This window comes from Methanocella sp. MCL-LM (assembly GCF_049676595.1).
GTDB lineage: Archaea > Halobacteriota > Methanocellia > Methanocellales > Methanocellaceae > Methanocella_A.
Genome location: NZ_CP187259.1, coordinates 1,740,293 through 1,753,680, shown reverse-complemented (window position 1 = coordinate 1,753,680; position 13,388 = coordinate 1,740,293). Strand labels below are relative to the sequence as shown.

The following is a 13,388-nucleotide window of genomic DNA, read 5'->3' as shown; positions in this document are numbered from 1 at the left end:
GAATACTTGTAAGAAGATCATTCTTTTCCGCCGCTACCTTTGCCCTTCTTCGGCTTTACAGCCTCCGGCGTAGCCGCTTTAGGGTCGCTGATCCACCTGACGATATCGGTGGCATCCCTGTCCTCTTTCCACCCGGGAGCAACTTTTTTGTTGCGGATCATCAGCTCTGCCCAGCGCTGGAGGCGTCTCTCGTTCTCGCTAAAGCTGGTTTCCTCTTTCATGAGATCGCTCGCTGTGCGGAAGGGCGAAAGGCCCCTGGCGTCCGCCGCCGGTTTAGACTTAACCGGCGCGATAGAGGATTGTTTAAACCCTGGCTCCGCTGGCTTTCTGGTGACCATCGGTACAGGGTATCTGGCTTGAGCGGCAAATACTTTTCCGCAGGTCGCCAGAGCGTATGATGATCCAGAGCCAGAGCTGGATAGTAGAGGAGCCTACCGGCTCTCTTCTTCCTCTTTGCCTTTCTCGATGAGCTCTTTGACTTTCTGGCCGCCCTTGTGGCCTATCTTTGAATAGAATTCGGGGCCGTACTTTTCCTTGACCTTCTCTCCGCCCTTATGGCCGCCCTTGCGGCCTGCTTCCTCGACAGTCATCTCGCCCTTTTCCTCTGCCATAGTTTCACCTCTTCGGGGACACCCGTGATTACGTGCAAATTATGCCCCGCAAGTGAAGTCAAGGCCGGCCTCTGTAAAATGTTGTCCCGGGAAAATCGCGGTGCCTTAAGGGCATCACTGTCGTAGTAAAAAGAAGTGCAGAGGTATGAGCCCCCTGCTTTTCAAGAGATATCTGCCCTATACTAAAACTGAGGCCAGCGCCAGCACCGGCAGCATGGTCACCAGTGCCAGGTGAGGTGCGTATGCCGGAGAAGTCTGGAAATTATACTGCAGTATCTTCCAGGTCTGGGTATACACGGTCAGTGTTGCCAGTATCTGCATCACTACCGCAGCGTATACAACGATCGTGTTCCCGGTTACTACGGCTGCCAGAGTCACGATCAGCGCCAGGCCAAGGGCGCCGAAGTGAAGGGCCAGCTTCATGCCGATCATCCGGAAAGTGATGAATCCCGTTACCATTGCACTTAGCATAATTGCTATTGTTATGATCAGATATGTCATATCCATTTAGTCCACCTCAGAAGTTCGCAATCGTGTAGGACGGGTCGCTCAACAGCTCAAGGTAGGTAGCCGCGCCTGCCAGCTTTACGCCCTCAACCAGGTCCTTCTGCTTGATACCACGGAACTGGGCGCTAAGCTCGCAGACGTAGACCTTCGCCCCGGCCTTGATTACCTCTTCCATCATCTTGTCGAGACGTTCGAAAGCCGGGTGCTTGACTCCGGCCGCCGTGCCTTTTCGGCCGATGCTGGCCCCGTCCATGAGCATGAAGATCGTCACTTTCTTGCCCATGCTGAGCGCTACCCTGGAGAAGATGAAGGTGGCATAAGCCTTTTCGGCGTTTCCGATGCCGTTGCTCTGCACGATCAGGAGCTTGTCTTTTTCAACCGGGGCTCCGGCAGGGGCTGCCACTTTGAGCGCTTTCTCTGCTATCAGGTAATGCTTGTCACCCTCGCCGCCTTTCTCCACGACTTTCGAGCCGGTCGCTCTGACTGCCATGGCGATGTCCTCGATGGCATCTGCGCAGCCGCTCTTCACTTTCACGCGGTCGCCGACCGTCATTTTCCCCAGGTAGTTGCCGACCGTGATGGCCGGTCCGGGACAGGTATCCCCGGTTACGTCGATCTCTTCCAGCTTCTTCCCTTCGGGAACTAGTCTAACAGCTATAGCTTTACCAGCCTGGCTGGTTTCGATAGTATAGCCATGCTTTTTGGCCACTTTGTCGATACCGGCCTCTGCACCCGGACTAACGGCGAACGCCAGAGTTTCGGTTCGATCTTCGGTGCCACGGATCACGTTTTCAATGGTGATCGCGGCATTCGGTGCTTTAATGCCCAGCAGGCTGATTGTCCGGGCCATCTTATCCCCACTTCTCTTTGAAGGTCTTCAGCGCCTCGACAATGCCCGGCAGAGCCTTCGGGGGCAGGCCGATGATAACTTCGTCGTCCGCAATACCCGAGTTCTTCCGGGAGCCATTGCAGCCCAGCGTCATGTTGAGGACACCGCGCTGCATGACAGCGACGACGGCGTCTGCGCAGATCGACTGGATGCCCGAGAAGTCGCCGGAGATGCGCCCCCCAGAGGCGTGCAGGTAAGCCTGTGAGATCCGCAGCGCCTGCCTGGGCGTCGCGATGACTATCACAGAATCGGGTTCGAACTGTGCGGCCTCCAGCGGCGCATACACCGTTGCGTAGTAGCTTTCGGTGTTCTTCGGCATGGCAGTCACGGTCTCGAGTGCACCCTCTGCAGTCTTGAAGTTGCCCAGCTTGTGGTACATGCTGCCGGTTGCCACTGCTTCGGGCAGCGGTTCCACACCCATGACTCCGGCGCCGCCCTTGCACAGGTGCTCTTCGTGGGTGGCAAAGCCTTTCGTGCCCTTCAGCCGGGCATTCTGCACAAACTGGCAGTGGCGAGTCTTCTCGGCCACCTTCGGGATGCCGGCCGGCACATCGGCCGCTGTCTTCGCGAGCTTAACCGCTACGGGGCTGCCCTTCAGGCCGAGCAGCTCAATCAGTTCCTTGCCTGCAGATTTATACGATGTAATCGTCGACATAATCGGTCACCTTCGAGAGCCGGTCCGCACAATTTCCCGGACCTGGCACCACACATTATACTGTATGGTTTAACTATACTGTATAGTATAACCGTACGTATAAATAGCTTTTCATTACTGTAGTCATCGCCATACACCCCGCACTGTGGGCACGTTCAGTAAAAGATATATACATATGGCAGCTGATAATCCTGTGGAACTATACTATATAGTATAATTCGTGATGCACTATGGAATCTCTCGCCCTCTCAGATACTGAACACCTGATCGTCTCGTACGTCCAGTCGCACCCGCCCGAAGAGTCCATGCTGGACAAGATATCGACAGGGACAGGCAAGAGCCGGGCAACCGTCTTGAAGTACCTCGAAGCGCTGCACGCAAAAGGCATCCTCGACTTCAGGATCATCGGCAGAAACAAGCTCTGGATGGTTAAGCAGGCTCCGCTACCGGGCATCGTCTCTAAAAGCCAGCCAGCGGCCAGCCCCGGGCAGGAGCAAGCCCGGCTGCTTTCGGCAGCCAGAGAGCTATACGGTGTAAAAGTTAGGGAGAGAGAGCTGGGCAGAGTAATCGATCAGCCTGACACTCTGGTAGCTGCAATAGACGAAGAACTGAACATCATCTTCTCCAACAATACTTTCCAGCAGAGGTTCTCTGGTGCGGCGGATTTCGGGCGCCTGCTTAGCCGGCCCGATGTGACCGAGATGAGAAAAGCAGTACTGGCCGCTTGTGCCGGAGACACCGTGTCGCTGGAGCTCAACCTGGGAGAGAGTACCGGCATTTTCCGAGCCTACAAGCTTTCGCTCTCGCCGGCATCGGCGGACATGAGAGGCATAGCCGCAATAGTTATCGGCGAAGACCTGACTGACCTGAAGAGGTCACGGAGAGACCTGGAAAGCCTGCTCTATATCATCCGTACTGCGGGCGAAGCCAGAGATGAGCAGCAGCTGCTGAAAGGTACGCTGAAGGGCATTCGGGAGCGGCTGTTACACTACACCCACGCTGTGGTCTACCTTGATGGCAGCCGCATTGCCCATAAGTCGCAGAACATATCCGCCGAAACCTTAGACTCATGCTGGTCCCTTGCCGATCAGACTGCCCGGAGCCTGGAATCCATATCAGCCCCGGCAGGCGGGGGTAAGAATACTGACTACCTGCTTGCCGTGCCGATCATCGGGGAGGAAAAGCCCGTAGGCGCCCTCGTCCTTACACTGACGGCCCCCGCCTGCACGACCGACGTAGAAAACCTGGAGATCGTGGCCGACGAGATAGCCGGGGCCTTAAAAAGCCTGCGGCTGGACCGGGAGAAAGCTGAATACGTGAATACACTGCTGGCAGTTAACCGGGTATCCGCGGTGCTGAACGAAACCCGGGACGAAGCCGGGATGCTGGAGAGATCTATCGCCTCTACTATGGCAACCCTTGGCTTCGACATGGGCTGTGTCTACCTGAAAGAATGCGGGAACGAGATGGCGATGAAAGTGCATAAGAACATGCCCGAGAGCCTTTATAGCATGTGCCTTTCCGGAAAGTTCAAAGCCCTGTTCGATCGTGCCCTGCAGGAGAGGAGAGTCATCCACATCACCCGCGATACCCCGGAATATGCAGAGCTGGATGCCGAAATAACGGCAAACGGAGTATCCACTATCCTGGTCCTTCCGATCGTCGCCGGAGACGAGATCGTCGGGCTGCTGAACATGGGAAGCCGATCTTACAAGCCGTATTCCCGCATGAGCCTCGACAACATCGCCTCGATAGGTCTGCAGCTTGGCCTGGCGCTGGAGCGCACCCGGCTGGCGACAGCGCTGGAAGAGCAGGCCAATAAGGATTTAACCTAACAGGAACAACCGTCTGGAGTGATCTACAATGGCTGCAAAGGTGAGGGTTTTTTCACAGCCGACGTGCCCGGCATGCAACGACCTAAAAGAATACCTGAAGAACAAAGGCGTGGAGTTCGAAGACATGGACATCACGGCCAGCAAAGACGCTTTTAACGAGCTGACCAAGGTTTACAAAGTCAGGGTTACTCCGCTCCTGGTAGCGGGAGAGAAGAAGCTCGTTGGCTTCGACCCCGTGGAAGTAGACAAGTTTCTGGCAGAAAACCAGTAACCTGCGGCCCGGCGGCGGGAAAGGTTATATCCCGGGCAGGACATAGCCATTGCCTGCGATGGTATTGACCATGACTGAAGAAGCGCCATTCGAGTGTGCCATGTGCGGGCGGTGCTGCTCGCAGCGTTTGATCTTGCTGAACACAGAAGACGTGTTTCGCATGGCCGATCATTTTAAGATACCGGTGCCGCAGTTCATGGAAAAACACGGCGTCGTGTTTGCGACCACAGGTACCAGTAAGACGCCCCGGCTGTACCTCCAGATATCGGGCGATGTATGCCCCTTTTTTAAGGACGGCTGCAGTATTCACGAGATCAAGCCCCTCATGTGCAAGCTGTTCCCCGTGCTGAAGCCCGGCCAGACCGCGGGCGAGATCAAGGCTTTTATTAAAAAGCACGCCCACAGCGAAGGCGTACTATCCTGCAAAATGCTGACGCTGCCCGATAATTTGCGCCTGGCAGTAGACCGGGAGGCTATGATCACCTCGGTCATCTACGACTCGATGGAAATCATCTACTACTCTAATTTAGAGCGAAAGGACATGCAGTTTGTGAGGTCTCTGCTCAAGGCGCTGAACCGGGACCAGCTCAGGGCGATCGTAAGCGACTACCTGTTTAACGGTAGTAAGGAAAGCGGACTGGTCTTCGAGCAGGCGATGTTCGAAATGCAGGCGCTGTGCCAGATCGCGGACTGGAAGAAAGTACCATATCTGGTTGCTCACGAAGGCGTTGCCATGGAACCAGGTAAGATCTACGTCCTGGTAAGCCCCGAGGACGCCAGAAGAATCTACAACCTGAGCCTGCAAGGAGAAGTGGAGTCGGTGATCAGCAACACCAACCCCAGCGTAGCCGACCCGGAGTGCACATTTATCTCCGTGGCCATGAATACGAAAGGAGATAATGGGCTCATGCTCGCGTTTCCGGCCGCAAATGCGGACCTCCGCAACAATTCGACAGACGGCCACGTCAGCCTCTGCTTCTATCCTGCGGACGGAAGCATGGACGATATTGGCGCGGTAAAAGCGTACATCGACCCTAACACTTATAAATAAGGCTTCTCGAGCAGCTGGCATCTGACGGTCCGGCTGCAATAGCCTTACAACAAGCACTTAAGTAGCAAAAGCGGCTTATACAACCGGTTTTTTAACAAGCATTTATATACCTGCCCCCTAATCTCCGCTCTTTTCCAGATCATTTCCTGTAAATTTTTGCCCGATCCTTGGCCAGCATTAAATAATGTGATTTTTATATTACAGTCTACTTTCCCGAATGGAAACGGTGATACAGATGGAACAGACACTTGCTACGCAGAGCACTAAAACAGACGACGACGGTATGATCGTGGCTGTGAACTACTGTGTGAACACCAACAGAACTTACATATACGAATTGAAGAACGGAGATATCGTGAGCGAGAAGGTTGTCCACGGCGTTTGATGGCGGCTCAGGCCGCCAGAATATTTTGTAAAAAGAATTATATAAATGCTATTTATAATATTCTTGCGACTATATCGCAACCCAACAGTTTGCAAGAGTTGATATAATGATCACGAAAAAGGACTTACTTGAGAAGGCTGCAATTTTACAACGGGATAAGGAAACCTATGCAATTGCACCCCACATCGCAGGAGGCATCTGCGACTCTAATACATTGCGAAAGCTCGCCGACGTGGCCGACAAGTACCATGCGGCGGCAATCAAGATCACAGGTGCCCAGCGCATCGCAATCGTCGGGCTCAAAGAAGGGGACATCGACAAAGCCTGGGCAGACCTGGGGATCAAGCCCGGCGCAGCCGTAGGCATGTGTGTCAGGAGCATCAAGGTCTGCCCCGGCACCACCTTCTGCAAGAGAGGAGTACAGGACAGCGTAGGCCTGGGCCTGGCGCTCGATTCGGCGTACCACGGGATGACGACTCCCTCAAAGTTCAAGATCGGCGTTTCCGGCTGCCCTAACAGCTGTGGCGAATCGTGGCTGAAAGACCTGGGCTTCCTGGGCACGGGCAAAGGTTTCAAAGTCATCGTCGGAGGCGACGGAGGCAGGACACCCAGAATCGGCAGGGAGTTAGTCGACGGCCTCAATATTGACCAGTCGAAGACCCTGGCCGAGAAGATCATCCAGTACTACCGGACCAATGCCAAGGAAAGAGAACGCATGGGCGTTTTCATCGACAGGATCGGCTGGGACGAGTTTAAGAAGAATGTGCTGGGCTAAAAAAGAAGGCTAGTAGGGCTTCGAGACGGTTTACCGACAGCGCGGTAAACCGCCCCTTCGGGCAACCCTCAGGCTAGTTTTACCACTTGAGGTCTGTGTTCACGACAGCAGACTGTTCGTTGTAGTTATCGACTACAAAGTAATAAGTGCGGGTTTCCGGAGCTATAAACTGGCCCGATACCACAGGGTCTGCGTAGTCAGAATGAAGCTCCACCCACTCGGTGGAATTAGCCTTCAGCAGCTCAAAGTTCTCCTCGTCCAGGATATAGATATCCACAGCCGGGCCGTTTGAAGATACAGTATAATTCAGTACGTCTCCCTCAGTGAGGCTGACATCTGTTTCCTCGAAGGAGTAGCTACCGAGGGTGTACACATTTTTCGACATGCCTATGTCAAAGCTTTTGCTGAAATTACAGACCGAGCAGCAGCCTGAAAGCATGGCTGCCAGAGCGATTACCGAGACGAGAATGATTAACTTTCGCATTGATACCACCTGTAGTATTTACCATGCCCTTAATCGGTTAAGAAGCTTACTCTTGTGAGTATGCCGGCATAGGGCGAGGCCGCTGAAGATATTACTGCAGAGAGATCCATTGAAAAGGGATCCGCTAACCCGGCTGGCAATAGCGCTTAAAAGTGGTACTATGACGAAAAAGCAGGATACATCTATTTCTGCGGATACTGATAAAAAATAGGTGTAAGGGATGGTTGATAAATTAAAACCGACAGCCTTTGGGCTCGCCGCGGGAATCCTCTGGGGCCTGGCAGTCCTGGTTACAGGACTGACGGCAGCATTGTTCGGCTATGGTGTAAAATTCGTAGACGTGGTCGGCTCGTTCTACCTGGGCTACCAGCCTGATCTGACAGGAAGCATAATAGGCGGGGTATGGGGTTTCATCGATGGCCTGATCGGCGGGTTCGTCTTTGCCCTCCTCTACAATTACCTGGCCAGAATGCTGGAAAAATAGTACTCCGCAACCGGGAAGTATCCACTTGATCTCTTCATTACCCCCTGAGGCGCTATCAAAGCAGGTCGACAGGCACGCATCGTACTTACCACCGACGATATGCAGGAGTATTGCTCCATAGCGCTATTCTATATTGTTTGCTTTGGGCCGATAAATAGCTGGTATCAGGGGAATAGTTACACTATGGCCTCTGATCAAGGTTATATAGAAGGAATACATTTCGTAGCAACCTGTCAGAGTCAATTATAGGTGGTCAAGATGGAGCTCAAAGCTCAACAACTAATAGTTCTTCTGGTTTCAATGTTCATCTTCACCCTGGGCTTCGGCATCATCGTGCCGGTGTTCGGGTACTTAACCAAGGATATGGGTGCTTCTGCCCTTGATCTGGGACTGCTCATGGCGACCATGTCGGCCATGCAGTTCCTCTGCGCGCCCACCTGGGGTAAGTTATCGGATAAAATCGGGCGCAAGCCGGTCATGCTGATCGGCCTGTTCGGGTTCGCCCTGTCGTTCATCCTCACGGGCTTCTCGACCCAGCTGTGGATGCTGTTTGCCGCCCAGATCATCGGCGGCCTGCTCTCGGCCGGGATATGGCCTGCAGTACTGGCCTACGTGACCGACATCAGCTCCCCGGAAGAAAGGGGCAAGCTGATGGGCTTTATGGGCGCCGCTTCAGGGCTGGGCATCATCGTCGGCCCGGCGATCTCGAGCATCCTGGCCAGCTGGGGCCTGACCGTGCCATTCTTCGCAGCTGCAGGCATTGCACTGGTGACCCTCGTCATGAGCGTCTTCCTGCTCCCCGAGTCCCTGCAGAAAGGGAAGCACATCCACAAAGGCCCGAAGGTGGCTCTGCTGGACACGCTTAAGACTCCCCTCGGAGCAGTGTTCTTCATCATGCTGCTGGTGAGCTTTGCGGGCGCCTGCCTCGACGGTACGGCAGCCTATTTCATCATGGACAAATTCAGCCTCACGGAGCAGGCATCGAGCATGCCGGTGCTGAACTCCACGATGACGCTGACCGGGCCCAACGTCATGGGCATCATCTTCACCGTCATGGGCATCGTGAGCGTCGTCAGCCAGCTGGCAGTAGGACCGCTCATCCAGAAGTACGGGGAGAAAAACACCATGGTCTTCGGGCTCATCCTCGTGGCCGCCGGCATGATCTGCATGCCGTTCTCTATAGGCCTGGCCTCGCTGGTCCTGACCGTCTGCGTGATGGGCATAGGAATGAACTTAGTCAACCCCGCGGTCAACACGCTGGTCTCCAAGCAGGCCCCGCCCGACCGGATCGGCGCCATGATGGGCTTGCTCGGCTCCTTCAACAGCGTCGGCAGAGTACTCGGCCCCTCCGTGGGCGGCGCAGCCTACATGATCAGCATGACGCTGCCCTACATAGGCTCCGCAGTCGTCGCAGCCGGCTGCGCCGGCGCGATGGCCCTGATGGGTAAAAGACTGGGCGCTCCCGGCGAATCTGAGAGCGCTACACAGTAGGCCAGGTGAAGTTCGCCTTTGAACGCCTGCAAATGCAGGCGTTCTGGTAGGCGATCTGCAAACGAACGCTGCGCTGTGCCAGATCACAGATTCTGACAGATGCCACAGATTGCACAGATACGAATAGATAATTGTGAAAAGTATTGTCTATGAAGTATTTGTCTAGTAGCAATCTGTGTAATCTGCGTAATCTGTCGTAATCTGTGATCCTGGCATAGCGCAGCGTTCGTCTTGCTGTCTCACCTCATATGAGCAACCAGAAACGCACAATACAGCTTTCGTTTTTTATCGATTTTGCCAGGCAATGGCAATCCATAGCCGAAGCATTTCTCGAAACTTCGCAGAAATTATTTATATCGCCGCATGTAAACCTTAAGTGTATCGGCATCTCGGCAGGTTGTTGCATATCAGGCGAGCCGGTATGGGAGCTTGAAGCATGGCAAAGCCTAAAGTGATCATCGTAGGAGCGGGGCCGGGAGGCCTCCTGGCAGCCCATAAGCTGGCGGACAGGGCAAGCGTGACTATCATCGAGAAAGGCAAAGACATCGGCCAGCGCTCCTGTCAGGTGATGAAGGGCAAGGACTGTATTTATTGTAATGTCTGCAGCGTGACCGCGGGAGTGGGCGGCGCGGGCGGCATGTCGGATGGCAAGCTGAACCTGAGCCCGCAGGTGGGCGGGGACTGGGCAGAGTTTGTCAGCACCCGGCGGGCTGAAGAGCTCATCGAAGAGGTGGACCGGTACTTTATCGAGCACGGCGCTCCCCCGGAAGATCCGCACGTGCCCCCGTCTGCGCTCGCAACCCGGGCGGCAGCCAGCGGCATCGAGTTTATACCCATCAGGCAGAAGCATATCGGCAGTGATATGCTCCCTAAAGTGATCGGCTCGATGGAGGCCGATATGAAAGATCGGGGAGTAAAATTCCTGCTGAATACCCCCGTGTCCGGCATAGCCGTTGATGATGGAAAAGTCACCGGAGTCATCGCGGGCGGAAAGAAGATCCGGGCTGACTATGTACTTCTGGCCCCGGGGAGATCTGCGAGCACCTGGCTCGGGGAGGAGCTAAAAAAGTACAGTGTGCCCATCAAGTACATGCCCATAGACGTGGGGGTACGGGTCGAGGTTCCGTCGCTGGTCTACGAAGAGGCAGTCCAGGTCAACTGGGACCCCAAGTTCAGGATGTACACGCCCACCTACGATGACATGGTCAGGACCTTCTGCACCTGCCCCTACGGGTTTGTAGTACAGGATACCTACGAGGCAGGCGTAGGCGCCAACGGGCACTCCCAGCGCACCTGCCGGTCGAACAACACCAACTTTTCGTTTTTAACCAAGATCGCCCTCACCGAGCCGCTGGAAAATACCAACGAGTATGGCGCCACCATCGCCCAGCAGGCGAAAACCATCGGCGGCGGCAAGCCCATCCTGCAGAGGCTCGGCGATCTCAAGCGCGGCCACCGGTCCACATGGTCCCGGCTGCACCGCAGCTACGTAGAACCAACCCTGAAAGCGGTCACCCCCGGCGACATATCCATGGCCTTGCCCCACAGGGTGGTCACCAACATCATCGAAGGCCTCGACATGCTGGACCGCGTCGTCCCCGGAGTAGCGTCGGACACCACGCTGTTATACGCCCCGGAGATCAAGTTCGCCGCCATCCGGCCCGACACCAGAGAGCACTTCGAAGTAGTCAACGTCGACAACTTATATGTAGCAGGCGACGGCGCAGGCCTGACACGAGGCATAGTACCCGCCGCAGCCACAGGCATCGAAGCCGCCGACGGCATACTGGCAAAGATAAAACAATAGATTGCTTGACATCCATAAATAAGCCAGGGCGGTATGGCCCTTTACCCTGACAACTGGAAATCAGATATTTGAACCACGGCGGCACGGCGATGCTGTGTTGCATAATTCATTTTCTCTTCTTTGGGCCGAGCTATTGCAGGTGGAGTGACTCAGCAAGACGATCGCTGCGCTGTGCCAGGATCACAGATTACGCAGAATCTGATGATTCTGACAGATGCCACAGATTGCACAGATTCTAATCGATGAGAAATGGATTTGCCGTCTACCGATTTTATTCTAAGGTCATCTGTGAAATCAGTGCAATCCGTTTCAATCTGTGATCCTGGCACAGCGCAGCGATCGTCATCGCATCGCCTCGAGAACGCCTGCGACTGCAGGCGTTCAAAAGGCGAACATGAAGATAAGAATAATGCAACACAGCAGCACAGCGACACCAAGACAGTGCGATCTACAACAACTGAGTGGTAATTTGAACCACAGCGGCACGGCGACACCAAGACAATGGCGAACCGTGAAGAAGGAGGGCTCTTTTTTATTATCCACGGCGACACCAAGACAGCGCATGAACCAAAAAGCTGCTTGCTTGCCGATCGTTTAATCTAATCTCTGATTGCATAGATAGAAGCTTCAACACCCTCGATGAAACCTGTCAGGCCCCGGCACCCGGATACTGAAATACATTAGTCTCCGTGCTATCAGCCCGCCGTGCTGCCGTGGATCAATAAAAAGAGCCTCACCATACAGGTATAGACTGTCGCCGTGCCGCCGTGCCGCCGTGGTAAGAATATTAGTCTGGTTATCGTCTCCCAGATTGTCGCCGTGTCGTTGTGCCGTTGTGGTTAGAAAACGTTGTGCCGTAGTGCCGTTGTGGTTAATAGTTACCGAGTCGCCGTGGTTTGTTTCAAGACTCCAGACGAGTGAGTGTTCTAAGCTCGTCGATGGAAGCCCTGGCCTGATCTCTGTCGCCGGGCGCATCTTTTGAGACCAGGTTGTAGTACTCGTCTTCTATGGAGCCGACGGCGCGCTGGAGCTTCTCGGAGTCGAAGTGGTCGATGTACTTGCGGATGACGTAGGCCTTGAAGGTGATGTCCTGGTAAGGGTCGGTGCGGGACCGGCGGGTGAGGATCCAGATGGGCACGATCGATAGCAGGAGGATGAAGGCGATGGCGGCGAGGATGGTGTCCATGCCGGGCATTACCAGCTGGGCTCCGCCTTTGTCGATGGTGATGGGCTTGCCGAGTAGCATCTGATCGCCGGCTGCGGCGATGATGCCCCACTTACCGTCCTGGCTGAAGGTGAAGTTTTCGCTGGTGATCGGGTAGAAGATGCCCTGGGGGGATACGGCGATGAGGTCGATGCCCCGGTTACTGAGCCCTTCGAACACGGACAGGGATACCGGCACCGGTTCCTGGACTGTGGCGACTGCAGGCGCATTGATGCGTATGGCCCTGTCGATCTCGATCACTTCCCGGTTTCCGTCCAGGGGGCGGGAGTACTGGACAAGGTTGACCCGGCCGGGAATATCCTCGAAGACGACAGGTGTCCCGCCCTCGACGGTGCCTGCCGCGGCAAACCCGTTGATCGGTGGCACGACGAGAGTCAGGTTATAGTAGTCGACGATCGATACGTACTGAGCAAAAGTATCAAGGTAAGGCTCGACTGTCCGGGGTAGCAGCGTGGGTGTAAAAATTATGTTGTACTTGCCAGTTTTCGCCTGTTCGTTGCTGATGTTGATGTCGAAGTGGACGATCTTCGACTCCCCCGGGGACAGGACAAAGGCGGCCGGAGTCACGTTGACCCAGGAGATGGCGACAGGGTCGTCGACCGACACCCGGATGACGTAGACACCTTCCTGCTGGCCGTCGTTAAGCACGACGAACGAGCCGTTATAGATGTAAGGTAGCGTGTTGGCCTCGATGAACGATTCGGCCGGCACAAAGGCTTTCACACCGCTGCCCGCCGCCGAGGCGTCGCCGGTAGCAGATAGTAACAATAAGATGACGATCAGCGAAATAGAGATCATTCGTCGCATCATTAGCTCCCCAGATGGTTGTATCTCAACCTGTTATGTAATATGTCATTAGTTTTATATAAATTTAATGGCTGTTAGTAGAATTATAATAATTCGCTGCGAACCAAATTG

Annotated in this window: 15 protein-coding genes; 8 read left to right on the top strand and 7 right to left on the bottom strand. The window is 54.8% G+C overall.

What is annotated here, in order from left to right:
* Positions 1–17: 17 nt before the first annotated feature.
* The 5 genes from ACPLPM_RS08930 to ACPLPM_RS08910 form a co-directional block, all read right to left on the bottom strand.
* Entirely contained in the window at positions 18–338 is a 321-nt protein-coding gene (locus ACPLPM_RS08930; RefSeq protein ID WP_424359896.1) for a hypothetical protein, read from the bottom strand.
* A gap of 93 nt (positions 339–431) precedes the next feature.
* A complete protein-coding gene (locus ACPLPM_RS08925) occupies positions 432–611 on the bottom strand; it encodes an Em GEA1 (EM1) (protein ID WP_424359895.1) in 180 nt (59 codons plus the stop codon).
* A 177-nt stretch (positions 612–788) separates the two neighbouring features.
* Positions 789–1,118 (bottom strand): DUF5400 family protein, encoded by a 330-nt coding sequence (locus ACPLPM_RS08920; RefSeq protein ID WP_424359894.1) that lies wholly within the window; start codon positions 1,116–1,118, stop codon positions 789–791.
* A gap of 10 nt (positions 1,119–1,128) precedes the next feature.
* Positions 1,129–1,968: a DsrE family protein gene (locus ACPLPM_RS08915; RefSeq protein ID WP_424359893.1), complete on the bottom strand. Its 840-nt coding sequence runs from the start codon at positions 1,966–1,968 to the stop codon at positions 1,129–1,131.
* A 1-nt stretch (position 1,969) separates the two neighbouring features.
* Positions 1,970–2,662 carry a DUF169 domain-containing protein gene (locus ACPLPM_RS08910; protein ID WP_424359892.1) on the bottom strand — a complete coding sequence of 231 codons (693 nt, stop codon included), beginning with the start codon at positions 2,660–2,662 and terminating at the stop codon, positions 1,970–1,972.
* A 230-nt stretch (positions 2,663–2,892) separates the two neighbouring features.
* On the opposite strand from ACPLPM_RS08910, the gene ACPLPM_RS08905 reads away from it, so the two are divergent.
* The 5 genes from ACPLPM_RS08905 to ACPLPM_RS08885 all read left to right on the top strand — a co-directional run bounded on the left by ACPLPM_RS08905 (position 2,893) and on the right by ACPLPM_RS08885 (position 6,979).
* A complete protein-coding gene (locus ACPLPM_RS08905) occupies positions 2,893–4,497 on the top strand; it encodes a GAF domain-containing protein (protein ID WP_424359891.1) in 1,605 nt (534 codons plus the stop codon).
* 28 nt (positions 4,498–4,525) lie between these two features.
* The gene (locus ACPLPM_RS08900) at positions 4,526–4,768 is read left to right on the top strand and encodes a glutaredoxin domain-containing protein (RefSeq protein ID WP_424359890.1); all 243 of its coding nucleotides are present in this window, start codon (positions 4,526–4,528) and stop codon (positions 4,766–4,768) included.
* 58 nt (positions 4,769–4,826) lie between these two features.
* Positions 4,827–5,819 carry a YkgJ family cysteine cluster protein gene (locus ACPLPM_RS08895; RefSeq protein ID WP_424359889.1) on the top strand — a complete coding sequence of 331 codons (993 nt, stop codon included), beginning with the start codon at positions 4,827–4,829 and terminating at the stop codon, positions 5,817–5,819.
* A 235-nt stretch (positions 5,820–6,054) separates the two neighbouring features.
* Positions 6,055–6,204 (top strand): hypothetical protein, encoded by a 150-nt coding sequence (locus ACPLPM_RS08890; protein ID WP_424359888.1) that lies wholly within the window; start codon positions 6,055–6,057, stop codon positions 6,202–6,204.
* Between the two features lie 106 nt (positions 6,205–6,310).
* Positions 6,311–6,979, top strand: coding sequence for an NAD(P)/FAD-dependent oxidoreductase (locus ACPLPM_RS08885; protein ID WP_424359887.1), 669 nt, complete (start codon positions 6,311–6,313; stop codon positions 6,977–6,979).
* A 79-nt stretch (positions 6,980–7,058) separates the two neighbouring features.
* Here ACPLPM_RS08885 and ACPLPM_RS08880 read toward each other — a convergent pair whose 3' ends face one another.
* Positions 7,059–7,463, bottom strand: a complete 405-nt coding sequence (locus ACPLPM_RS08880) for a hypothetical protein (RefSeq protein WP_424359886.1) — start codon at positions 7,461–7,463, stop codon at positions 7,059–7,061.
* A gap of 220 nt (positions 7,464–7,683) precedes the next feature.
* Between ACPLPM_RS08880 and ACPLPM_RS08875 the strand changes: the two genes are divergently transcribed.
* The 3 genes from ACPLPM_RS08875 to ACPLPM_RS08865 all read left to right on the top strand — a co-directional run bounded on the left by ACPLPM_RS08875 (position 7,684) and on the right by ACPLPM_RS08865 (position 11,245).
* Positions 7,684–7,947, top strand: a complete 264-nt coding sequence (locus ACPLPM_RS08875; protein ID WP_424359885.1) for a bacteriophage holin — start codon at positions 7,684–7,686, stop codon at positions 7,945–7,947.
* A 258-nt stretch (positions 7,948–8,205) separates the two neighbouring features.
* A complete protein-coding gene (locus ACPLPM_RS08870; RefSeq protein WP_424359884.1) occupies positions 8,206–9,438 on the top strand; it encodes an MFS transporter in 1,233 nt (410 codons plus the stop codon).
* 436 nt (positions 9,439–9,874) lie between these two features.
* Positions 9,875–11,245 carry an NAD(P)/FAD-dependent oxidoreductase gene (locus ACPLPM_RS08865; RefSeq protein WP_424359883.1) on the top strand — a complete coding sequence of 457 codons (1,371 nt, stop codon included), beginning with the start codon at positions 9,875–9,877 and terminating at the stop codon, positions 11,243–11,245.
* Between the two features lie 901 nt (positions 11,246–12,146).
* On the opposite strand, the gene ACPLPM_RS08860 is transcribed toward ACPLPM_RS08865, so the two are convergent.
* The gene (locus tag ACPLPM_RS08860; protein WP_424359882.1) at positions 12,147–13,268 is read right to left on the bottom strand and encodes a hypothetical protein; all 1,122 of its coding nucleotides are present in this window, start codon (positions 13,266–13,268) and stop codon (positions 12,147–12,149) included.
* Positions 13,269–13,388: the final 120 nt, after the last annotated feature.

Coding starts and splice junctions, on each gene's coding strand:
- ACPLPM_RS08920 (WP_424359894.1), bottom strand. CDS start 1,118: ATGGATATGACATATCTGATCATAACAATAGCAATTATGCTAAGTGCA.
- ACPLPM_RS08865 (WP_424359883.1), top strand. CDS start 9,875: ATGGCAAAGCCTAAAGTGATCATCGTAGGAGCGGGGCCGGGAGGCCTC.
- ACPLPM_RS08900 (WP_424359890.1), top strand. CDS start 4,526: ATGGCTGCAAAGGTGAGGGTTTTTTCACAGCCGACGTGCCCGGCATGC.
- ACPLPM_RS08915 (WP_424359893.1), bottom strand. CDS start 1,968: ATGGCCCGGACAATCAGCCTGCTGGGCATTAAAGCACCGAATGCCGCG.
- ACPLPM_RS08895 (WP_424359889.1), top strand. CDS start 4,827: ATGGTATTGACCATGACTGAAGAAGCGCCATTCGAGTGTGCCATGTGC.
- ACPLPM_RS08925 (WP_424359895.1), bottom strand. CDS start 611: ATGGCAGAGGAAAAGGGCGAGATGACTGTCGAGGAAGCAGGCCGCAAG.
- ACPLPM_RS08890 (WP_424359888.1), top strand. CDS start 6,055: ATGGAACAGACACTTGCTACGCAGAGCACTAAAACAGACGACGACGGT.
- ACPLPM_RS08930 (WP_424359896.1), bottom strand. CDS start 338: ATGGTCACCAGAAAGCCAGCGGAGCCAGGGTTTAAACAATCCTCTATC.
- ACPLPM_RS08885 (WP_424359887.1), top strand. CDS start 6,311: ATGATCACGAAAAAGGACTTACTTGAGAAGGCTGCAATTTTACAACGG.
- ACPLPM_RS08880 (WP_424359886.1), bottom strand. CDS start 7,463: ATGCGAAAGTTAATCATTCTCGTCTCGGTAATCGCTCTGGCAGCCATG.
- ACPLPM_RS08870 (WP_424359884.1), top strand. CDS start 8,206: ATGGAGCTCAAAGCTCAACAACTAATAGTTCTTCTGGTTTCAATGTTC.
- ACPLPM_RS08875 (WP_424359885.1), top strand. CDS start 7,684: ATGGTTGATAAATTAAAACCGACAGCCTTTGGGCTCGCCGCGGGAATC.
- ACPLPM_RS08860 (WP_424359882.1), bottom strand. CDS start 13,268: ATGATCTCTATTTCGCTGATCGTCATCTTATTGTTACTATCTGCTACC.
- ACPLPM_RS08910 (WP_424359892.1), bottom strand. CDS start 2,662: ATGTCGACGATTACATCGTATAAATCTGCAGGCAAGGAACTGATTGAG.
- ACPLPM_RS08905 (WP_424359891.1), top strand. CDS start 2,893: ATGGAATCTCTCGCCCTCTCAGATACTGAACACCTGATCGTCTCGTAC.